The sequence below is a fragment of the Velocimicrobium porci genome (genome assembly GCF_009696045.1).
Classification (GTDB): Bacteria; Bacillota; Clostridia; order Lachnospirales; family Lachnospiraceae; genus Velocimicrobium; species Velocimicrobium porci.
On record NZ_VUMT01000011.1, the window covers coordinates 1 to 21,956 of the forward strand.

Below are 21,956 nucleotides of genomic sequence, written 5' to 3' on the forward strand. Positions count from 1 at the left end.
GACCTGTCATCGCCACTTCCAGGATTGATAAATATGATGGTGAAATGGTTACTTTCCACTACAATCGCCACGAGGATGAAAAATATATTGAAGAAACCATTCCTGCCATGGATTTCATCAAACGGTTGATCCGGCACATACCTGAAAAACATTTCAAAATGATCCGGTATGGCGGCCTTTACGCTCGCCACCGTAAGATTGATTCAAATCTCCATCGTGCCATTTCAAAAAGCAAACATCATATTTACCGCAGCTTCAATCAATGGAGAACTGCTATTCTATCCTCTTTCGGTTATGACCCTCTGGAATGTCCTGACTGTAAGCACAAGATGGTCTTTCTTGAACTTTATTACAATCACAAACGCGTATCTCTCGAAGAACTTTACGAGAAAGCAATGTCCAAATCTCGTGGAAAGCGTTCTTCTGCATAAATTCCTCTGATTTTATGATATAATCCTCTGGAAGGAGGATAAACTACTATGAAACCAAACATCGAGGAATTACGCAAAAAATATATGGATAATCCCCCAGAAGGTATGACTTCCAAGGACATTCGCCGTATGAGCGAGGAAGAACTTCTGGATATGGATTACTTCTTGAATGAAGATGACTTATTCGCCGATGAGGCTGGTGCAGAAGGTTTTTATATCTTCTAAACAGTGTCGTCTATTTCCCATGCCCGCCTTTGTGCGGGCTATTTTCATCCAAGCGTTTAACGAAAGTCGAACTTTCCTATAAAGTAAAGTAAAAAATGCTCTGAATATTTCTAAAAATTTATAATAGAAATACCCAGAGCATAAAGTGCATAGTCATCCGTAGATATCAGGGGTCAAAATATCTTTTGACCCCAACATCATATTATCCCGCACAAACACCGTTTGGAACCTTCTCCTCTGGAACCGCAAGCACTGGTAAGATTCCATCCGAATATCCTATATCAAATAGCATTCCCTCTGATTCAATTCCCGCCATTTTCCTTGGTGCCAAATTAACTACAAATAAAGCCTGTTTTCCTTCTATCTCTGTAGGGTCTTCTCTTTCCTCTTTTAAACCTGATAAAATAACTCTCTGAAAATCACCAAAATCAACTGTAAGTTTTACTAATTTTCTTGAATTCGCAACGTCTTCTACTTTTAAAATTTCCCCTACACGAATATCTAACTTCTCCAAATCATCAATTGAAACTACTTCTTTTACTGGTTGTCCCATAACTATATTCTGCCACTCAAAACATAGACAAACATATCCATATCGAGATATTGAACGTTTTCACAAACTTTTCTTACTGTTTCGTCCTGTATGCTTTTGCGATTACAAAGTAATACGCTACTCACAAGTTCTTGTACAGTCCACAGTCGTAAATTCCCGACTAAAGCCATCGGTACATGCCTACAAATGCTTGTTTATGCTATTTTGTAGGATGTTGCATCTCTTAAATTAAGACTTGCATTATAATCTCTGTCAGCATGATATCCACATTCACAAATGTATTCTCTGTCAGAAAGTTTTAAATCATTCTTGATACATCCACATTCATGACATAATTTACTGGATGGATACCATCTGTCTACAATTCTCAATTCAATTCCTAATTCTTTGCATTTTGCTTCCAGTTTCGTCCTAAATTCATAGAATTTCTGTGAAGCAACTGCCTTTGAGAGATGTCTGTTTTTCATCATTCCTCTTACATTCAAATCTTCAATGGTAATATAAGATGGCTTGGTTTTTACTATCTCATTTACACATTTATTGATATAATCGGTACGAATATTATCAATTCTTTGATGAAGTTTTTGTACCTTTAAGACTTGCTTCCGAATATTTTGTCTAGTGGCTTCTCCTTTCATTTTCTTGTTGCGTTTCTTTAAGTCTTCGTATTTTCTCGATAGACAACGCTGTTCTCTTCTTAATTGTTTTTCTAATTTTCTTATTTTTGCAGTTTTATTGATATTTTTCTTTGTAATACCATTACTAATAATTGCAAAATCTTTCAGTCCCAAATCAATTCCTAATCCAAACTCATTTAATTGTAGTTTTTCTGTACAAGAAATATCAATTAAAACAGATACATAATATCTTCCAGCTTTACAAGAAACGGTTCCACTTTTAATTACATACCCATCTTTCGTAGTAGGAATATAACCTTTTTCTTTCAATTTGACCCATCCAAGAGTAGGAATATTAATTCGATGTCTTTCACAAAAACAATCTTTTGGATTATTTTTAACAAAATACATTTTTACATCCGATTTATTCTTTTTCTTGAATCTAGGAAATCCACTTTGTTTTTTGAAAAACCTGGTAAAAGCAGTACAGGCATTTTCCATAGATTTTTTAACCGACTTAGAACTTACTTCTTTTATCCATGAATACTCTGGATTATTTGGTATAAATTCATGATTAATCCAAACACTAAATGATTTTGCTGTCATAAACTTTTCACCGTTGTTATAAAGTTCTTTATTATGAGCAAGATAGAAGTTATAAATAAACCTGCAAGTGCCAATTGTTTTAGTTATCTTTTGTATCTCTTATATCATTCTCTGTTTGGATTCCTTTAAATTGCAAATATTGGTCATAAGTATAATAACGTCTATCAGTAGGAGTACGATTCGCTTTTAATAACTTAACTTTTCTCCTTTGATTCTAATATTTTATCTCTTACTTTTTTCTAATACAACTCTATCATTATAATTTAAATATTGCAAGGTTAATCCTTCATTTCTTATGTATTTTTATTTTCTCACCTTTTCCAGATTACCTCAACAGACACCTCCTTCGCCTGCTTATTATAAGTTTCCAAATTAATCTCACCGGCATGAAACCCCTTCATGTCAATAATTCCATCAAAATTTGTAACATTAAAGGTCTTCTCAGTTGCCTGCTGCGTCATTTTTAAAAAAACCTCTCCTTCTTTCGCTGTACAGGCAACCCGAACTTGCTCCAATTCTTCTTCTTTTATTTTTATTGTTTGTCTAAAAGAACGCCCCGCCGTCTTATAAGAAACGAGAAATTGATTTTCTGTTAAACTGTGCTCAGCCCCTATTGCCATTCCATCCACAATGGGAATATTAGAAACATCTGCAACCGATACATAAATCATTCTCGTAGCTGCAAAAAGCAAGAAAAAAACTATACTTAAAGCATAATATTTTCTCACCTGCTTAATAAAAAAACCTTCTTCTTTACTTGCAACTTGGTTAATAAAAGCTGTTATACTAATACCCACTACTAAAATTAAAGTAACAAAAAAACCTATCTCCAAAAAATAATACATTACATCCCCACTTTATTGTTTATTTTCTGATTCTATTATACCAATATATTCAGTAAAATTCAAAATATTTTTTTGATACACTAATTTTTTTTTAGTTTTTTTAAATTATTCTAAAACATTAAACCGGGATACACAATTTGCTATAATATTTCATTTTCCATCGTACTACGTTTTACATATAATCCACAATTTTCTTTGATAACACATCCATGATCCACAACCATCTGTCCGCGAAGAAATACTTTATCTGGTTTTCCTTTTATTTCAACACCCTCTAACGGTGAATAATCCATATGATAAAGCTGATTTTCTTTCGTAACTGTTTCACTGGCATTACCATTCCAAATTACAAGGTCTGCATCGCTTCCTTCTTTGATACACCCTTTTTTCGGATACAAACCGTATAATCTGGCAGGATTTTCAGCAAGATATTTGCACATCTGACTGACTGTAATCTTCTCTTCCAGTACCCCATAAGTATATAATAATTCTGCCCTATGCTGGACTCCCGGCATACCGTTTGGAATTTTTGTAAAATCTTCTTTTCCCATCTCTTTTTGTGTAAAATTAAAACTACAATGATCCGTGGAAATTGTATGTAATTTATTTTCTTTTAAAGCCTTCCATAGGCAATCGGCATCTTCTTTTTTTCTCAATGGTGGTGAGCATACGTATTTGGCACTCTCAAATCCGTCTAATTGATATTTTGAGTCGTCCATCAATAAATATTGAGGACATGTTTCTAAAAATACCGTTTGTCCCTGTTCAATCGCCTGTTCTGCCTCTTTAAATCCAAGCTTTGAACTTAAATGAACAACTACAATTGGAATATCAACCAGTTTAGCAATATAAAGCAAACGATTTACTGCTTCTGCTTCTACTTCTGCCGGTCTTGTAAGTGGATGAGCAGATGGAGAAAAGTTACCATTTTCTTTTTGTTTCTTTACCAGCTCATCAATAATCGCTCCATTTTCGCAGTGAACCCCAACAATTCCACCATATTTTTTTAATTCTGTAAGAATTTCAAAAATCTCTCCATCACTAACTTTTGTGTCATATGTCATATATAATTTAAAGGACGTGATTCCTTCTTCAAACATCGCTTTCAAGTCATCTTTTGTCTGTTGATTCCAATCTGTCACTGCCATATGAAAACCATAGTCACAAGAAGATTTTCCGTCTGCTTTTTTATGCCAATGTTCACTTGCTTCTTCTAGCGTTTCACCTTTATTTTGCGTAGCAAAATCAATAATACAAGTGTTTCCCCCTGCAATAGCTGCTTTTGTTCCTGAAGAAAAATCATCTGCGGTTACTGTCCCTGCTACTTCTAAATCAAAATGTGTATGGGCATCTATAAACCCAGGAAAGATATAGTTTCCTTTTGCATCAATCACTTCCATCGATTCTTCTGCCTCAATTGTCGGTGCAATTCTTTTAATTTTTTCCTCTTCAATAAGCAAATCCATCTGTGTTGTTTCCTTACTTGTAACAACGAATCCGTTTTTTATTAAATATCTCATATCCGATTCTCCTAATCTTAAGCATCTTCAAGAAGACTTCCAACATATACTCTAGACTATCCCACTACACAAGTTATAAATATTTATCCCTCGTAAAATAACCAATTCCAGAAAAGAACAATTTGTTCTTACTTACTTTCACCTTTTGCATTGTAACTCCCTCTGGATAAGAAAAGTTATCAGTCCAATATATCGTTGCCATAGGTACATTCGATAGAAAATCTTCCCAGTTTTTATTATTTTCTAAACTATGATATCTTTTTTCAAATATCTTTTTTAATTGTTTTTTTTGTTTTTCTTTTAGTTGTGTATCCAAATATTCCGAATCAATAAAATATTTTTCATGTTCACTTTCTTTATATGTTATTTTTTTTAATTGATTATCCTCTAAATTACTTTTATATTCTTTATGTTCTTTTGATGGTTCTCCATACTCTTTTTTTAATTCTTGTAAAACAAGATTCATATCTAGTTCGTCAGGATATGAAACTGTAACTCCATACAATCCATATTTATTTTCTTTTACTTTATAAAATTGAAAAATAACCCCTTCTGATTTTGTTTCTAAAACTTTCATATTAGGAATAGAAACCGTAATTCCATCTTCACTTTTTTCATAATCTATATCATCCTTTGTAAAATTATAGCTCTTTAAAAGCTCATCGGGAGTCATTCCCCAATACGTATCTTGGAAGATAATATGCTTACTTTTTTCTTCCTGTGAGCAACTAATTAACAATAAAATTAATGGTAAAACAATACAAATATATATTTTTTCCATCTTCTATCACCTAATAATCAGAATCTCATTTATAGATCTTAATAGAAACAACGGACAGTACGCTATGCGAACTGTCCTTATGTTCAATAAAAACGGCGGTCCAAATTCTTTTTTCCGTGTCCGTCACTGTTTTTACTTCTTTCATTTTAATTTTTTTATTTTTTACTTTTATATCTTATATTGTAGCTGTCAATTCAACTTCACATAGTACATTTTTAGGTAATGTCTTAACTGCTACACAAGAACGTGCAGGTTTTGATACAAAATATTTTGCATATACTTCATTAAATGCTGCAAAATCACCCATATCTGCTAAAAAGCAAGTTGTTTTTACTACATTTTCAAAGTTTGTTCCTGCTTCTTCTAATACAGCCTGAAGATTTTTGCAAACTTGTTCTGCCTGAGCAATAACATCACCTTCTACAACATTTCCTGTTGCTGGGTCAATTGGAATCTGCCCGGATGTAAATAACATATTATTTGCTACGATTGCCTGTGAATATGGTCCAATTGCTCCTGGTGCTTTTGTTGTTGCGATTACTTTGTTCATGTTCTATTCCTCCTAAACTTTTCTATAAATTTTAATATCAAATGTAGTATACCACATCCGTAAACTTATCTAAATTAAAATAAATAAACATAATCCTCATAGACAGCTTTAATAAATTCTACAATCTCTTTTGGAACCAAAGTTTTTCTATCAAATCCAATCATATTCATAATTTCATTTCCAAGTCTTACTTTAAATACTTTATTTTCTTTATCAAGTAGAACAAATCCTTGATTTTCACTATGATACATATCTTCTTCTGTTCTAAATAAAGTGAATTTATCTTTATATGGTGCACTGCTGTATGGGCAGAAACTCATACAGTTTCCACATTCATTACACATTCTGTCTACATGAAGAACCTGTGCCATCTTTCTTCCAGGTACTTGAATCGAAACATTGGCTCTATTTGGACATACATCAACACAGTTTTCACATACGCCAGAACATACAAGGCAGCGCTCACTTTCAGTTGTAGCTGGATTAGCATCCAGTATAATACCTTTCTTTGCATAAAGTTCTTCCGGATTTCGCTCATCTTCCTGCTCACATTTTACTGATTTTTGAAGAACCGCTTCTGCTGCCTTCATACCATCACGAATTGCCTCTACAACCGTAGCAGGACCATTTAATCCATCACCCGCAACATAAACCTGTTCTATATTTGTCATAAGGTTTTCATCTACAATTGGACAGCCTTTCTTATTTGTCACAATACGATTTGCCTCATAAAATTCTTTATCTGTTTTTTCTCCAACCGCCGCAATTACTGTATCTGCCGGAATTTCTACCACTTCTTCTGTTTCGATTGGTTTTCTTCTTCCAGAAGCATCCATATCACCAAGCTCTACTTTATGGCAAATTAATACACCATTTTCCACTTTAACCGGTGCAAGCAAATCTTTAAATTCCACACCGTCTTTTTCTGCAAGTAATAATTCCTCTTCTTCTGCAGGCATATAGCGTTTTGTTCTTCTATATACAAGATAAACATGTTCCACACCATCCGTAGCCTTTGCAGCTCTTGCCGTGTCCATTGCTGTATTACCGCCACCGATTACTACTACGTTTTTACCAATCGATACATGTCCTTCTTTTTTCTTGAACTCTTCTAAAAACGCAAGTGCATTTACTGTTTTGCCACTTTCTAAACGGATATTTCCTTCTTTGGAAGCACCAAGTGCAAGAATTACTGTATCATACCCCATTTTCTTAACTTCTTCTACTGAAGTAACCAAAGAATTCGTCTTAACTTCTACACCCATTGCCTTAACAAGTTCAATGTCTTTCTCAATGTCCTCGGTAGGTATACGGAACTTAGGAATCACATGTTTAATTACACCGCCAAGAGAATCTTTACGTTCAAATATAGTTGTCTGCTTTCCGCCTCTTGCTAAGAAATAGGCTGCTGCAAGTCCTGCAGGACCACCACCAATAACAGCGGCTTTCCCTTTCTCTGTAACATCCGGCTTTTGAAGTTTTTTCATAAATGCTTCATATCCGCCTTTTGCCGCTTCCAACTTTGTTTCCCTGATATGTACCGGTTCTTCATAGAAATTACGAGTACATTTACTCATGCATCTGTGAGCACAAATCGTACCTGTAATAAATGGAAGTGGATTTTTCTCCGTAATTACTTCCAATGCTTCTTCGTATTTTCCTTCTGCTGTCAATTTCATATAAGTGGTAATATCCTGATGAATTGGACATCCTTCCTTACATGGTGCAACAAAACAGTCCATAAGAGGTACTTCTTTTTTCATCTTTCTGGATGGCAATGGTTTTACCGCCTTCGTATGATATGGGTTTGTCAAAGAGTCTGTCTGAAGCTCTCGGACCGCTTTCTTATCAACCCGTTCAAATGGTTTATATTCTGATTTTGCAAGCAATTCTCCAATCTGTACCATACGACCATATCCACCTGGCTTTAATACTGTCGTTGCAACTGTAATTGGCCAGATTCCCGCTTCGAAAATCTGCTTAATATTATGGTAATCGGCACCACCGGAATAAGAAATTCTTAGCTTGCCGTCAAATTCTTCCGAAAGCTTTGCAGCCAAAGCAATTGACAATGGATATAAAGAACGTCCTGACATGTACATTTCTTCTCCCGGAAGTTCATTTTGTTTTACATCAACCGGGAATGTATTTGTAATCTTAACACCAAAGCTCAATTTTTTATCATCTGCAAGGCTTTGAAGACGTTTCAGCATTGGAATTGCATCTTCATATTGTAAATCATCCTTAAAATGAAAATCACCAAATGCAACATAATCATAACCCATTTCATCCATTGTTTTTCTTGCAAACTCATAACCTAACAATGTTGGATTACATTTTATAAATGTATTTAAATGTTTTTCTGTCAAAAGATAAGTTGCAATCTTTTCAATTTCTTCCGGAGGGCATCCATGAAGTGTAGATAATGTAATTGAATTACATATATTTGCTGTAATTGCTTCTATATCCTCTTTTGTCACTTTTTCAAATTTGTCTATATATTTTAATGCTGTTTCTTTACATTCTTTAAAAATGGCTGTCTGGGAAGCGTCTTTTAAGCCTTCGATAAAATCATCAATTTTCTTTGTCTGGATTCCTTTTAAATCATATCCAACGCTCATATTAAACATAAAGCCATCTGGAGAGCCTAAACCGAACTCCTTTGAAATCATTTTCAAAATGAACCATGCTTTTACGTATTCAGCAAATGCGTCCTGTACCCGGAGTTCTGTTGACCATTCTACATTATAACATTCATCATCTGCCTTAATACATGGCTTATTGACTGGTAAATCCTCACCATCCAACTCCTGAACTGTCTTTAATTCGAAAAATCTGCTTCCTGCATAGTAAGCAGCGACTATATTTTGTGTTAACTGTGTATTTGGACCTGCTGCCGGACCAAATGGTGTTTCTATTTTTTCATCAAATAACGATAATTTCTTATTTTGATCTGCAACAAAAGGTTTATGTACTCCAAATACTGTACCATACTTTTTATGTTCCTCTAAAATCCAATCTAATAAATCCTCAAAAGGAATTGGTGTCATAATATCACTCATTTTTTCTACCCATGCATATCACAAGTCTGCTTGCGATACTGCCCAAATACAAGAGATTGAAAGAACGGGCATTGCATATTTCCTTTCTTTTTTATTTCTTTCAATCTTTCTCACTAGTGCACTGGCATATCTATCTATTGTTAATTTTTGTCCAAAGTTTTAAAGCTTCTTCTCTTACTTTCGCCATTGCTTCTTCTTCATCAATCTGTGTCAATTTACGGTCTTTCATCAATACCTTTCCATTTGCAACTGTTGTAACGATACTTCTTCCCTGCATTCCAAATAGAATATGACTATTAATATTGTCTTTTGTCATTGGAGTTAATGGAATATAATCAGAAATAATTACGTCTGCTGCCGCACCCTCTTTTATAATGCCAACAGGGCGCTTGAAATAACGATTTGCAATTTTAGCATTTCCTTCAAATAACATTGCAGGTACTTCTCCCCACGCTGCATTGGCATCGCATAAATGATGTTTATGAAGTACATTTGCAACCTTATAAGATTCTGTCATATCATGTGTATAACCATCCGTTCCAAGGCCTGTTACTATACCATGATGGAAAATTTCCATCGTAGGAGGGCATCCACAAGCATTTCCCATATTGGATTCCGGATTATGTACTACCATAGTATCTGTTTCTTTTAAGACATCCATCTCATGCTTATTCACATAGATACAATGAGCAGCCAATGTCTTTTCTCCTAAAATATTCATATCCATCAAACGGTCAATAATTCTTTTTCCATGCTTATGTAAAGAATCATATAAATCTTCAATTCCTTCTGCCACATGAATATGATATCCAACTTCATCCGGCTTATGCTCCGCACAATATTCAAGTGTCTTATCAGACAGTGTAAACGAAGCATGAAGTCCCATCATACCGGCTATCATATCAGAATCATCTTTTAAGGCATGCTTAATAAATGCTTCATTTTCTTTTACTGCCTGTTTCATCTTTTCTTCCCCATCACGGTCAGATACTTCATAACACAGACAGCTCTTGATTCCTGTTTGCTTTGCTGCTTCTTCAATTGTAAACAAACTGTCTGTAATTGCCCCATAACTTGCATGGTGGTCAAATACTGTTGTAACTCCGTTCTTAATACTGTCAATATATGTGGCAATTGCACTTTGTTTTACCTGTTCCAGTGTAAGATTCCGGTCAATTGTCCACCACATGCCATCTAAGATATCCAGGAAACCATTTGGATCATATCCTTTAATTGATAATCCTCTTGCCATTGCACTATAAATATGCTCATGTGCATTGATAAATCCAGGCATAATAACACCGCCCTTAGCATCAATATATTCTGCCTCAGGATATGCTTCTTTTAACTCCTTCGTTGTTCCTACTTTCTTAATCAAGTCATTTTCGATGAATACTGCACCATTTTCGATGAATGGATTTGTATTATCTCTAGTTACTAAACGTCCATTCCCAATCAATAACATAGTTCTCTTCTCCTTCTTTTATCTTTTTTCAACCTCTTAACCAGTAACCTTATGGTCTGCATATTAACTAAAAATTTTTTAGTTTTTTTCAACATTTTAAAATTCTGTCTTGTTATTAGCCGCTTTTCTACAAAACACCATATAAATTCCCCAAAATCAGCTTCATATAGCATCATATTTTGTAGTATCTATATAATAAGTCTAACACTAGAAATAAGAGTTTGCAAGCAAAAAATACAAAAATTTTTAGGTAATCAAAAAAAAATTGTAAAAAAGTCTTGATTTTCGATTTTTTTATGATATGATGGAATTAGAATAAACCTCTCGCGAAAGGAAGATATTCAATGAAAACGTTAGATTACCTAAAACAATTGGCACACGGAATTGCCTTACAGTTTGGTCCGAATTGTGAAGTTGTAATACATGATTTGACCGTAGAACATCTTGAAAGTTCTGTGGCATATATCGAAAATGGCCAGATATCCAACCGTACTATAGGAGACGGACCATCTCATGTAGTATTAGAGGCCACCAAAAAAGACTCGAATGAATTAGAAGACCGTTATCGGTATCTCACCCGTACCAAAGATGGTCGAATTCTTCAGTCCAGTACCATGTATATCCGAGGCAAAAACAATAAAATTGATTACATTTTCTGTGTCAATTATGATATTACCGGATTACTTGCAGCAGAAAGTGCAGTAAAATCCATACTTGCTACGGAAGTTCCATCTAATAAAGGAGATTTACCTGAAAAAATCACCCAGAATGTAAACGACCTTTTAGATGATTTAATTGAACAATCCGTTGCCATGATTGGAAAACCTGTCGCTTTGATGACAAAAGATGAAAAGGTTGCCGCAATTAATTTTCTAAATGATGCAGGTGCTTTCTTAATTACAAAATCCGGTGATAAAGTTTCTAACTATTTTGGTATTTCCAAATATACTTTATATAGTTATATAGATGTGAAAAAATCGGACAAATAAGGAGGCTATTCTTTCAATGAAAGATATATTATGGGTTGCAAACGAAATGCCTAAAAGCGATGACAGACAACTTAGCGTCATGGCTTTAGACGAAATCAAAAAAGCTAGAACTTTCCATGAGAGTTTTCCTCAATATAAGAAAACTCCTTTGGTAAAATTAGAAGAAATGGCAAATTATTTAGGCTTAAAGGAAGTATACATAAAAGACGAATCTTACCGTTTTGGTCTAAACGCATTTAAAGTATTGGGAGGCTCTTTTGCAATGGCAAAATACATTGCAAAGCAGACGGGAAAAGATGTATCTGAACTTCCTTATAATGTGTTGACTTCGAAAGAATTAAGAGAAGAATTCGGTCAGGCAACTTTCTTTACTGCTACCGATGGAAATCACGGACGTGGTGTTGCATGGGCAGCGAATAAATTGGGACAAAAGGCTGTTGTATTTATGCCAAAGGGTTCTACACAGACAAGACTCAAAAACATCCAGAAAGAAGGAGCAACAGCTACAATTGAAGAAGTCAACTATGATGACTGTGTTCGTATGGCTGCAAAAGCTGCAAGTGAAACTCCAAATGGTGTTGTTGTTCAAGATACTGCATGGGATGGCTACGAAGAAATTCCGGCATGGATTATGCAAGGTTACGGAACTATGGCAATGGAAGCAAATGAACAATTAGAAGAAGCCGGATGTGAACGTCCAACTCATGTATTTGTTCAGGCAGGTGTTGGTTCTTTAGCCGGTGCTGTAACCGGATATTTTGTAAACCGTTATCCTGATAATCCACCAAAAATCGTTGTCGTAGAGGCCGAGGCTGCTGCCTGTCTTTATAAAGGTGCTGCCGCAAAAGATGGTAATTTAAGAATTGTAGACGGTGATATGGTTACAATCATGGCTGGACTTGCCTGTGGTGAACCAAATACGATTTCATGGGATATCTTAAAGAATCATGTCGATGTATTTGTATCTGCTCCAGACTGGGTTGCAGCAAAAGGAATGAGAATGTCAGCTGCTCCACTAAAAGGTGACTCAAGTATTGTTTCCGGTGAATCCGGTGCTGCTCCATTCGGACTTCTTACAAGCATTATGACAATGGACAAATACAAAGACTTAAAAGAATATTTAGGTCTGGACAAAGATTCGAGAGTATTATGTTTCTCTACGGAGGGTGATACAGACCCTGACCGTTATAAAGAGATTGTTTGGGAAGGTAAACAATATTAATTCAAAAACTGCAAAGAAATAAAAAGTGAATGAGATGTATTAGGAGGTAAACATAATGGATTTTGATAAAATTAAAACTGCCGCTGAAAATTACAAAGCAGACATGACAAAATTTTTAAGGGATTTAGTAAAAATTCCTGGTGAAAGCTGTGATGAAAAAGGTCACATCGACCGCATTGCAGAAGAGATGAAAAAATTAGAATTCAATAAAGTTGAAATTGATCCAATGGGTAACGTTTTAGGTTATATGGGAACCGGAAAAACTTTAATCGGCTTTGATGCTCATATTGATACGGTTGGAATCGGTAATAAAGATAACTGGAATTTTGATCCATACGAAGGTTTTGAGAGTGAAACAGAAATCGGTGGTCGTGGAACAAGCGATCAATTAGGTGGTATCGTATCTGCTGTATACGGTGCAAAAATTATGAAAGATTTAAATCTATTAACTGATAAATACACTGTATTAGTAACCGGTACTGTACAGGAGGAAGACTGTGATGGTCTTTGCTGGCAATATATTATCAATGAAGATAAAGTCAGACCAGAATTTGTTGTATCAACAGAACCTACTGACGGCGGCATCTACCGTGGACAACGTGGACGTATGGAAATCCGCATTGATGTAAAAGGTGTTTCCTGCCATGGTTCTGCTCCTGAACGTGGTGATAACGCAATTTATAAAATGGCTGATATTCTTCAGGAAGTTCGTGCTTTAAATGAAAATGATGCCAAAGATTCTACTGAAATCAAAGGTCTAGTAAAAATGTTAGACGAAAAATATAACCCACAATGGAAGGAAGCAAGATTCTTAGGACGTGGTACTGTTACGACTTCCCAGATTTTCTATACTTCACCTTCCCGTTGTGCTGTTGCAGACTCCTGTGCTGTTTCCTTAGACCGTCGTATGACTGCAGGTGAAACTTGGGAAAGCTGTTTAGACGAAATCCGTGCACTCCCTTCTGTTAAAAAATATGGCGATGATGTAACCGTTTCTATGTATGAATATGCACGTCCATCTTATAAAGGACTTACTTATCCAATCGAATGTTATTTCCCAACATGGGTAATTCCGGAAGACCACCCTGTTACTTCCGCCTTAGAAGAAGCTTACAAAGGCTTGTATGGCGATACCCGTACCGGAAATGCTGAAACAGAAGAAATGAGAAAAGCCCGTCCACTTACAGACAAATGGACATTCTCCACAAATGGTGTATCCATTATGGGTCGTAACGAAATTCCTTGTATCGGATTTGGTCCTGGTGCAGAAGCACAGGCACATGCACCAAACGAAAAAACATGGAAAGATGATTTAGTAAGATGTGCAGCTGTTTATGCAGCACTACCTACTTTATATTGTAAATAATAAAACAAAAATAAAACGCTTATATTCTGTTAACATTAGTCGTAACTCTATTTATGACTGCCTCCCCCAAAGGCAGTCATATCAAAAAAAAAACTAACTAAAAATTTGACCGTAACAACAAAAGTGTAAAAAACATAAAGGAGATTAAAATATGAAAGCATTACAGGATTATATCGATAAATTAAACGCTCTTAATTTTAAGGAAATGTACAATAACGATTTCTTCCTTACATGGGAAAAAACAGATGATGAACTGGAAGCTATCTGGACAGTAGCTGATGCGCTTCGTTTTATGAGAGAAAATAATATTTCTACAAAAGTATTTGAAAGCGGACTTGGAATTTCTTTATTCCGTGACAACTCTACTCGTACACGTTTCTCTTTCGCTTCTGCCTGCAACCTTTTAGGTTTAGAAGTACAGGACTTAGACGAGGGAAAATCTCAAGTTGCACATGGTGAAACAGTACGTGAAACTGCCAACATGATTTCCTTCATGGCAGACGTTATCGGTATCCGTGATGATATGTATATTGGAAAAGGTAATAAATATATGCACGAAGTTGCTGATTCCGTAGAACAAGGTCACAAAGATGGTATTTTAGAGCAAAGACCTACATTAGTAAACTTACAATGTGATATCGATCATCCTACACAATGTATGGCTGATATGCTTCATATAATCCACGAATTTGGTGGAATTGAAAATTTAAAAGGCAAAAAACTTGCTATGACATGGGCATACTCCCCATCTTATGGTAAACCATTATCTGTTCCTCAAGGTGTTATAGGGCTGATGACACGTATGGGTATGGATGTTGTTCTTGCACATCCTGAAGGATATGAAGTTATGCCTGAAGTAGAAGAAGTTGCAAAGAAAAATGCAGAAGCTTCTGGCGGTACATTTACAAAGACAAACAATATGGCGGAAGCATTCAAAGACGCTGATATCGTATACCCTAAGAGCTGGGCTCCATTTGCTGCCATGGAGAAACGTACTGAATTATATGGTAATGGCGACTTTGACGGTATCGACAAGTTAGAAAAAGAATTATTAGCTCAAAACGCAAAACATAAAGACTGGACTTGCAGCGAAGAATTAATGAAAACAACAAAAGACGGAAAAGCTCTTTACTTACACTGCCTACCTGCAGATATTACAGGCGTAAGCTGTGAAGAAGGTGAAGTAGATGCTTCCGTATTCGACCGCTACCGTGATCCATTATACAAAGAAGCAAGCTTCAAACCATACGTTATCGCAGCAATGATTTTCTTAAGCAAATTCGAGAATCCTCAAGAAATTCTTAAGAAATTAGAAGAAAAAGGAACTCCTAGAATATTCAAATAAATAACATTTTTCAAGAAATCACCCAATCATTTTTAAATTTATAGAAATGATTGGGTGATTTGTTTGTAAATTAATTTTCTCTTGACAAAGAGGTCTATAAGTTGTAGACTTAAATCAAACAACAGGTCTATCATTTATAGACCTTAAAAAGATTAAAGGAGGATACCGATGGATGTATATATTATGACAGAAAGCGAAAAACGATTTGCTGAGTTAATTTGGGCAAATGAACCGATAGGGTCTGGGGAATTAGTAAAATTATGTGAACAAAACTTTGGTTGGAAAAAGTCTACAACTTACACTGTTCTAAAGAAACTCTGTGAAAAACAACTGTTTCAAAACGAAAGTGCCACAGTTACTGCTGTTCTAAAAAAAGACCAATATGAGCAAAAAAAAAGTGAGCAATTTATTGAAGAAAATTATAGTGGCTCTCTCCCCCGCTTTCTTACTGCATTTATGACGCATAAAAAACTCAGCAAAAAACAAGTAAAAGAACTAAAAGACATTATTAATTCTTACGAGGAGGAATCTTAATGGAACAACTTTTTTTAACAACAATTCATATGAGCATTTTATCTTGTTTTGTTATTTTAGTAATACTAATTACAAGGCTTCTCCTCTCGAGGGCTCCAAAAATTTTTTCTTATGTTCTCTGGTCTGTTGTATTTATCCGGTTAATATGCCCATTCCAGCCAGAAAGTGCAATTAGCTTAATTCCAAAGCAACTTACTTCAAAACAGACAGAAAACGTTGTTTTCCATATTGGAAAAAGTATAACTTCTCCAAAAGCTTTGCCTTCAAAAACAGTTACTCAAACAAATTTGTCGTCCACTCCTTTGAGTAACAATGGAAATAATTTTATTTCTTCATCATCAATTCTGGCTGCTATATGGTTATCAGGTATTATTTGTCTGCTCTTTTACTACGGAATAACTTTTTATCGATTACAGAAAAGAATATCTACTGCAATCTCATGTTGCGACAACATCTATGAAGCCGACAATATAGCAACCCCTTTTGTTCTCGGATATTTTAAACCAAGAATTTATATCCCATATAATCTGACGGATGACGAACGCAACTATATGATTTGCCATGAGCAGGTTCATATCAAGCGAAAAGACTACCTATTTAAATCAATAGCATTTTTTATTACCTGTATTCACTGGTTTAATCCGCTTGTATGGGTTTCATTTTTTCTGATGAGCCATGATATGGAAATGTCTTGTGACGAACAAGTTATCAAGCAATTAGGTTCAGGCATAAAAAAAAGTTATACGACCTCGTTGCTATCAATTGCAACCAAGCCTTACCAAGGCAACCAGCTTCCAATCAGTTTTGGTTCTGGAAGTATTAAAAAAAGAATTGAAAATATTCTTCACTACAAAAAACTCCCTATGCAAGTATCCTTATTGTTGGTAGTCCTTTGCTTTGGCATAAGTTTTTGTCTTTTAACAAATAAAAATACTGTAGATGCGAAAAATCCTCTCAATGTATTACAATCTCAAACCTCTACAGACCATTTAACTAAAACAAGTGACACTTCTGCAAAGATAAAAGCTAAAAAAATTCAAGCCTTCGCTGACAAATGGGCTACTGCATTTACCTCACGAAACGCAACCGCACTATACAAATTAACTTACAACAAGAAAGACTTTTCCAAGTGGGATATGGTTACAGAATATGAAAAAGGAAAATATTCTTTTGGCTGGTCCAGTCCATGGCCTTGGGACCCTGATTACATCACAGTTATTAAAGGAAATATTATCTACATTTACTATTATGCCAAAGTCTCCGATCCACATGTAACCGTATGGAAAGAAACCGTGAAAATTACTGAAAAGAAAAACAAATTATATGGAGACCACATAAAAACATCTTATTTTGATGAAATTTCTAGTAAAAAAGAGTTTAATCAGGCATACAAAATTCAGTCAAAATACTATTTTCCTGATTACAAAAAGTTAGAATATACAAAAATAATTCAAGAACGGGCAAATCAGAAGCTGTCTGACGACTTTTCTTTTTATTCTAACTACAAATCTCCAGAAACTGCTGCACAATATATATTAAATCTTTCTGGAGGCAACTCAACCATTCAATCACAAAAAGGAAATGAAGCAATCATAAAATATAGCTTTAAAGATGGCACTTCCATCAAAATTCCTATGTATCAGCCAGAGAAAATCGGAAAAGATGGAATCTGGGTTGTAAAAAACAAATAATAACTTAATTTTAAACCTAAATTAATCAAAAAAGCCACAGAAAACATAGTAATTTTGTTATATTCTGTGGCTTTTTTAATCATTCTATTTCATGGATTTTCAATTTTACTATCTTATTCCTTTTGTTTTGCTGTCTCACCTAATTCTTTAGGAATAATCGTGTTTAATAATACTGCAATAATAGCAGCTGGAACTACTGGGGATTTACAAAAAATTGTACTTACCCATGCTGGAAATAATGCCATACTTTCTGGCACTAATGTAAGTCCCATACCTAATGCAACTGCCAAACCAATAATCGAAGTATTTCTATAGTTCAATTCCTGCTGACAAATTAATTTAATACCTGTCATTGTAATTGATGCAAATACCGATACGGTAGCTCCTCCCAGTACACTTTGAGGTATTGTTGTCAAAACTGAAGAAAACTTAGGTACAAAACTTGCCACTAATAAAATACACGCAGCTAAGCCAATCACACAACGGTTTACAACTTTTGTTGTAGCAACAATACCAACATTCTGGCTAAATGTTGCAGTTGGAAGTCCTCCAAAAAATGCACCAATAATATTCGTTATTCCATATGCAGTAATACCGCCGCTTAACTCTTTATCTGTTGGCTGACGGTCAAGACCTCCTGTTGTCAAAGCAGAAAAATCCCCAATTGCCTGAATGGAATTAATTGCAAATAAAATTGACATTGCTATAATTGTTGATGCTTCAAAATGGATACCAAAATGCATTGGCTGTGGGAACTGAAACCAGCTTGCTGACACTACAGAATCAAAATTTATCATTCCCATACATAATGCAATTACATATCCAACACAAATACCGATTAAAATAGATGCCAGTTTAAAAAACCCTTTTCCAAAATAATTGAGAGCTGTTACAACTGCCAACGTAATCAATGCAAGTACCCAATTTTTTACACTTCCATATTCCGGAGAACCCTTTCCACCTGCCATGTAATTAATTGCTACCGGATATAATGACAAACCAATTGTAAATACAACTGTTCCTGTAACAAGCGGTGGAAATAATGGTCGAATCCATTTGACAAAGATTCCCGCTACTATTGCCACACAGCCACCAACAATCTGTGCACCAAAAATCGTTGCCAGATTAAAATCAGCAGCTATACTTTGCATGGTTGCTAAATATGCAAAACTAACTCCCATTACCATCGGAAGTCCCGAACCAATCCGTTTTGCGATTGGACATATTTGAATTATTGTTGAGATCGCCGCAACTAATAATGCTGCCTGTACTAAATGAACCGTATCATTGGCAGTAATATCACCTTTTCCTGCTGCAACCCCTGCAATAATAATCGCAGGTGTTACACATCCTACAATCATTGCAACAACATGCTGTAATGCTAAAGGAAGTGCCTGACTAAACTTTGGTACTCCATTTAATTCAAATACGGAAGCATAATTTTCTTTTTTACTACCCATCATTCATCCTCCTGCACATTCATATCCAACGTAATGAATCACCCCAAACATTGCATTTGGATTTAGACTTTAATTTGTTTTTCACCCTTATTTAATTTGTACAAAAATTTTTATCCAACCTAAATAATTTTTGTATTTTTATCATAGCATATTTTGCATAATAATACAATCGCTTTTTTATATTTACTTTAAATTTCACATTTAACACCTAACTTTTGTCAATACTGCAAGAATCTCTTCTATTTCCTCTTTTTTATTTTTATGCCCAAATGAAAAACGAATCGTTCCTTTCGGAAATGTCCCGAGTGTTTTATGTGCATTCGGTGCACAATGCATTCCGACTCTCGTCATTATCCCATAACTGTGATCAAGTTCAAAGGCAAGCAATGCTTCATCCCCTTTTTTCCACTGCAAAGAAACTACCGCAGTACGATTACTAATGTCTTCATGACCAATAATCTGAAAAGATGGAATTTTTTTTACGCCTTCTAAAAAATATTTCGTCAGTTCCATTTCATGTTGATATATATGATTAATTCCTGTCTGCTCCAGATAAGAAAGTGCCTCTCCTAAACCTATAATTCCCGGAAGATTTAGTGTACCTGCCTCAAAACGGTCCGGTAAAAAATCCGGAATTTCTTCTGAATCCGACATGCTTCCGGTTCCTCCTGAAACAAGTGGCGTTAATTGATTTGCTAACTGATCTGTAATTAAAAATCCTCCTATTCCCTGAGGTCCAAGCAGACCTTTATGCCCTGTAAACGTAAGGGCATCTATTTTCATCTCTTTCATAGAGATAGGAATTACCCCTGCCGTCTGTGCAGAATCAACAATAAAAAATAGACCGTTCTTTTTTGCAATTTTTCCCACCTTTTCTATCGGCATAACAGTTCCACTTACATTGGAAGCGTGAAGCATAATAATTGCTTTCGTATTTTTCTTTATCATTCCTTCAACTTTTTCAACACAAAGTTCTCCAAATGAATTACATGGAATTCTTGAAAATTCAACCTGTTTTTCATTTGCCAATTGAACAAGCGGACGCATAACCGCATTATGTTCCATACTACTGACAAGTACATGATCACCTTCCTTTAAAAATCCCTTTATTATCATATTAATTGCATATGTAATATTGGCTGTAAACACTACATTACTTGGTTTATCAAAATCAAACAGTCTGCATAGTTTCTCCCTTACATCATATACAAGGTTGGCTGTTTCATAGGCACTTTGATAACCTCCTCTTCCTATATTTTTCCCATTTGAAAGAAGATATTTTGTGATTGCTTCTGAAACACCTTCTGCTTTTGGAAATGACGTCGCCGCTTGATCCGCATATATTGCATTCACTACCTTCACCTCTCATAATTTGTATTTTCTTTAACGATTACAATCTAACATCATTATACTCTTGTAAACATAAAATAACAACTAACCAAACGTGCCGTACCATAAGAACATAATTAAAATAGTTTAAGAAAAAATGCTATGAAGATAATAAATCATCATAGCATTTTTTCTTAAACTATTTTAATACTTCTATATCATTTCTAATCAAACTGTCTTAAATATTCGGATAAAGCTTTTAATCCATTTTTTAACACGTCTGTATGTGCACAATATCCAAGACGGGCATGTCCCGGCACATCAAAACGATTACCCGGCACGAGCAATACGCCTTTATCCTTTAACAGCTTAATACAAAACTCTTCAATTTCCATCGGAATATCCAATTTAATAAAAGAGGTAGATACATGCTTTGGAAATACCAGTGAAACTCTAGGTTCATTTGCAACCCATTCTTTTACGATGGAAAGATTCTCTTCAACTAATTTACGATTTCTCTTAAGCACTGCTTCCTTGTTTGCAAGTGTATAGGTCGCCAGATAGTCGTCAAATACACCATCACATATCATCGTGTAATCTCGGTATTTTCGGAAAATATCTGTTACTTCTGCATTGGCAGCAACCCAGCCTACCCGCACACCGGGAACAGAATACGTCTTAGAAAGACTATTTGTAGAAATTCCCTTTTCATATAAATCAACAATTGCAGGAATTTCCAAGTCCTCCTCCAACGGCTTGTACACTTCATCAGAAAGAATATAAGCACCACAGCTTCTTGCAATCTCAACCAACTCTTTTAAGAATACTTCCTCCATAACTGTCCCAGTCGGATTATTCGCATTGTTAATGCAAATCATCTTCGTGTCCGGACGAATCATTTTGCGAAGTTCATCCAAATCAGGTAACCAGTTATTCTCCTCGTTAATCTCCCAGAAGTCTACATCGGCTCCCATGGAACGTGGAATATCATATAACTGCTGATAAGTTGGATGCAATGAGATAACATGATCTCCTGGCTCTATCAATGCATAAATTGCTAAGAGATTTGCACCTGTCGCTCCGTTTGTCTGTAAAATCTGATCTGGTAAAACATTTTTGTAAATCTTACTTACTTCCTTTTTAAACTCAGGTGAACCCTCAATCCAGCCATAATTCATTTTCTTTTTCAGAAGCTCTTCAAAGAATTCTTCTTTTGACTTATGACCAATTGCAATAATCTCATCTAGTGTAAAGGAAGCAATCGAACTTCCTGCAATATCATAAATTGCATCGTTCTCCCATACGTTTAACCACTCTTCGACTCCAAAACAAGGTATTTTCATAAGCAAAATCTCCTTTTTATTC

Annotated in this window: 19 protein-coding genes and 1 pseudogene; 8 read left to right on the top strand and 12 right to left on the bottom strand. The window is 35.1% G+C overall.

The window, feature by feature from the left end; genetic code table 11:
* Both FYJ58_RS08405 and FYJ58_RS14745 read left to right on the top strand, forming a co-directional pair.
* A partial coding sequence (locus FYJ58_RS08405; RefSeq protein WP_205839204.1) for a transposase occupies positions 1-431 on the top strand: 431 nt, incomplete at its 5' end.
* Positions 432-479: 48 nt separating this feature from the next.
* Positions 480-656 carry a hypothetical protein gene (locus FYJ58_RS14745; RefSeq protein WP_205839205.1) on the top strand — a complete coding sequence of 59 codons (177 nt, stop codon included), beginning with the start codon at positions 480-482 and terminating at the stop codon, positions 654-656.
* 202 nt (positions 657-858) lie between these two features.
* Here the strand turns inward: FYJ58_RS14745 and FYJ58_RS08410 are convergent, their stop codons facing one another.
* From FYJ58_RS08410 to ssnA, 9 genes and pseudogenes are all read right to left on the bottom strand, one after another.
* The gene (locus FYJ58_RS08410) at positions 859-1,209 is read right to left on the bottom strand and encodes a tRNA-binding protein (RefSeq protein ID WP_154519300.1); all 351 of its coding nucleotides are present in this window, start codon (positions 1,207-1,209) and stop codon (positions 859-861) included.
* Between the two features lie 194 nt (positions 1,210-1,403).
* A complete protein-coding gene (locus FYJ58_RS08415) occupies positions 1,404-2,528 on the bottom strand; it encodes an RNA-guided endonuclease InsQ/TnpB family protein (protein WP_328597824.1) in 1,125 nt (374 codons plus the stop codon).
* Between the two features lies 1 nt (position 2,529).
* A pseudogene (locus tag FYJ58_RS15440) lies at positions 2,530-2,622 on the bottom strand (IS607 family transposase); the annotation flags it as partial.
* Positions 2,623-2,743: 121 nt separating this feature from the next.
* The gene (locus FYJ58_RS08425) at positions 2,744-3,277 is read right to left on the bottom strand and encodes a hypothetical protein (protein WP_154519301.1); all 534 of its coding nucleotides are present in this window, start codon (positions 3,275-3,277) and stop codon (positions 2,744-2,746) included.
* Between the two features lie 140 nt (positions 3,278-3,417).
* Complete coding sequence (hydA, locus tag FYJ58_RS08430; RefSeq protein WP_154519302.1) at positions 3,418-4,797, bottom strand: dihydropyrimidinase; 1,380 nt, start codon at positions 4,795-4,797, stop codon at positions 3,418-3,420.
* Positions 4,798-4,870: 73 nt separating this feature from the next.
* Entirely contained in the window at positions 4,871-5,578 is a 708-nt protein-coding gene (locus FYJ58_RS08435) for a hypothetical protein (protein WP_154519303.1), read from the bottom strand.
* A gap of 175 nt (positions 5,579-5,753) precedes the next feature.
* A complete protein-coding gene (locus tag FYJ58_RS08440) occupies positions 5,754-6,128 on the bottom strand; it encodes a RidA family protein (protein ID WP_154519304.1) in 375 nt (124 codons plus the stop codon).
* A gap of 74 nt (positions 6,129-6,202) precedes the next feature.
* The gene (gene ygfK, locus FYJ58_RS08445; protein WP_154519305.1) at positions 6,203-9,190 is read right to left on the bottom strand and encodes a putative selenate reductase subunit YgfK; all 2,988 of its coding nucleotides are present in this window, start codon (positions 9,188-9,190) and stop codon (positions 6,203-6,205) included.
* Between the two features lie 130 nt (positions 9,191-9,320).
* Entirely contained in the window at positions 9,321-10,655 is a 1,335-nt protein-coding gene (gene ssnA / locus FYJ58_RS08450) for a putative aminohydrolase SsnA (RefSeq protein WP_154519306.1), read from the bottom strand.
* A 344-nt stretch (positions 10,656-10,999) separates the two neighbouring features.
* Between ssnA and FYJ58_RS08455 the strand changes: the two genes are divergently transcribed.
* From FYJ58_RS08455 to FYJ58_RS08480, 6 genes are all read left to right on the top strand, one after another.
* Positions 11,000-11,644, top strand: coding sequence for a helix-turn-helix transcriptional regulator (locus tag FYJ58_RS08455; RefSeq protein WP_154519307.1), 645 nt, complete (start codon positions 11,000-11,002; stop codon positions 11,642-11,644).
* Positions 11,645-11,660: 16 nt separating this feature from the next.
* Complete coding sequence (gene dpaL, locus FYJ58_RS08460; protein ID WP_154519308.1) at positions 11,661-12,866, top strand: diaminopropionate ammonia-lyase; 1,206 nt, start codon at positions 11,661-11,663, stop codon at positions 12,864-12,866.
* Between the two features lie 55 nt (positions 12,867-12,921).
* Complete coding sequence (locus tag FYJ58_RS08465) at positions 12,922-14,232, top strand: YgeY family selenium metabolism-linked hydrolase (protein ID WP_154519309.1); 1,311 nt, start codon at positions 12,922-12,924, stop codon at positions 14,230-14,232.
* Between the two features lie 151 nt (positions 14,233-14,383).
* Positions 14,384-15,577: a knotted carbamoyltransferase YgeW gene (gene ygeW, locus FYJ58_RS08470; RefSeq protein ID WP_154519310.1), complete on the top strand. Its 1,194-nt coding sequence runs from the start codon at positions 14,384-14,386 to the stop codon at positions 15,575-15,577.
* Positions 15,578-15,745: 168 nt separating this feature from the next.
* Positions 15,746-16,111, top strand: coding sequence for a BlaI/MecI/CopY family transcriptional regulator (locus FYJ58_RS08475; protein WP_154519311.1), 366 nt, complete (start codon positions 15,746-15,748; stop codon positions 16,109-16,111).
* Positions 16,111-17,802, top strand: coding sequence for a M56 family metallopeptidase (locus tag FYJ58_RS08480; protein ID WP_154519312.1), 1,692 nt, complete (start codon positions 16,111-16,113; stop codon positions 17,800-17,802). Before FYJ58_RS08475 ends, FYJ58_RS08480 begins: the two co-directional genes overlap by 1 nt.
* Before the next feature lie 113 nt (positions 17,803-17,915).
* Here FYJ58_RS08480 and FYJ58_RS08485 read toward each other — a convergent pair whose 3' ends face one another.
* The 3 genes from FYJ58_RS08485 to FYJ58_RS08495 all read right to left on the bottom strand — a co-directional run bounded on the left by FYJ58_RS08485 (position 17,916) and on the right by FYJ58_RS08495 (position 21,934).
* Positions 17,916-19,262, bottom strand: a complete 1,347-nt coding sequence (locus tag FYJ58_RS08485; protein ID WP_154519372.1) for a uracil-xanthine permease family protein — start codon at positions 19,260-19,262, stop codon at positions 17,916-17,918.
* Positions 19,263-19,463: 201 nt separating this feature from the next.
* Positions 19,464-20,615, bottom strand: coding sequence for an aminotransferase class V-fold PLP-dependent enzyme (locus FYJ58_RS08490; RefSeq protein WP_328597821.1), 1,152 nt, complete (start codon positions 20,613-20,615; stop codon positions 19,464-19,466).
* 200 nt (positions 20,616-20,815) lie between these two features.
* Positions 20,816-21,934 (bottom strand): aminotransferase, encoded by a 1,119-nt coding sequence (locus FYJ58_RS08495; protein WP_154519313.1) that lies wholly within the window; start codon positions 21,932-21,934, stop codon positions 20,816-20,818.
* Between the last annotated feature and the right edge of the window lie 22 nt (positions 21,935-21,956).

Coding starts and splice junctions, on each gene's coding strand:
- FYJ58_RS08435 (WP_154519303.1), bottom strand. CDS start 5,578: ATGGAAAAAATATATATTTGTATTGTTTTACCATTAATTTTATTGTTA.
- FYJ58_RS08440 (WP_154519304.1), bottom strand. CDS start 6,128: ATGAACAAAGTAATCGCAACAACAAAAGCACCAGGAGCAATTGGACCA.
- FYJ58_RS08495 (WP_154519313.1), bottom strand. CDS start 21,934: ATGAAAATACCTTGTTTTGGAGTCGAAGAGTGGTTAAACGTATGGGAG.
- ygfK (WP_154519305.1), bottom strand. CDS start 9,190: ATGAGTGATATTATGACACCAATTCCTTTTGAGGATTTATTAGATTGG.
- FYJ58_RS08465 (WP_154519309.1), top strand. CDS start 12,922: ATGGATTTTGATAAAATTAAAACTGCCGCTGAAAATTACAAAGCAGAC.
- FYJ58_RS08485 (WP_154519372.1), bottom strand. CDS start 19,262: ATGGGTAGTAAAAAAGAAAATTATGCTTCCGTATTTGAATTAAATGGA.
- dpaL (WP_154519308.1), top strand. CDS start 11,661: ATGAAAGATATATTATGGGTTGCAAACGAAATGCCTAAAAGCGATGAC.
- FYJ58_RS08455 (WP_154519307.1), top strand. CDS start 11,000: ATGAAAACGTTAGATTACCTAAAACAATTGGCACACGGAATTGCCTTA.
- ygeW (WP_154519310.1), top strand. CDS start 14,384: ATGAAAGCATTACAGGATTATATCGATAAATTAAACGCTCTTAATTTT.
- hydA (WP_154519302.1), bottom strand. CDS start 4,797: ATGAGATATTTAATAAAAAACGGATTCGTTGTTACAAGTAAGGAAACA.
- FYJ58_RS08475 (WP_154519311.1), top strand. CDS start 15,746: ATGGATGTATATATTATGACAGAAAGCGAAAAACGATTTGCTGAGTTA.
- FYJ58_RS08480 (WP_154519312.1), top strand. CDS start 16,111: ATGGAACAACTTTTTTTAACAACAATTCATATGAGCATTTTATCTTGT.
- FYJ58_RS08410 (WP_154519300.1), bottom strand. CDS start 1,209: ATGGGACAACCAGTAAAAGAAGTAGTTTCAATTGATGATTTGGAGAAG.
- ssnA (WP_154519306.1), bottom strand. CDS start 10,655: ATGTTATTGATTGGGAATGGACGTTTAGTAACTAGAGATAATACAAAT.
- FYJ58_RS08425 (WP_154519301.1), bottom strand. CDS start 3,277: ATGTATTATTTTTTGGAGATAGGTTTTTTTGTTACTTTAATTTTAGTA.
- FYJ58_RS14745 (WP_205839205.1), top strand. CDS start 480: ATGAAACCAAACATCGAGGAATTACGCAAAAAATATATGGATAATCCC.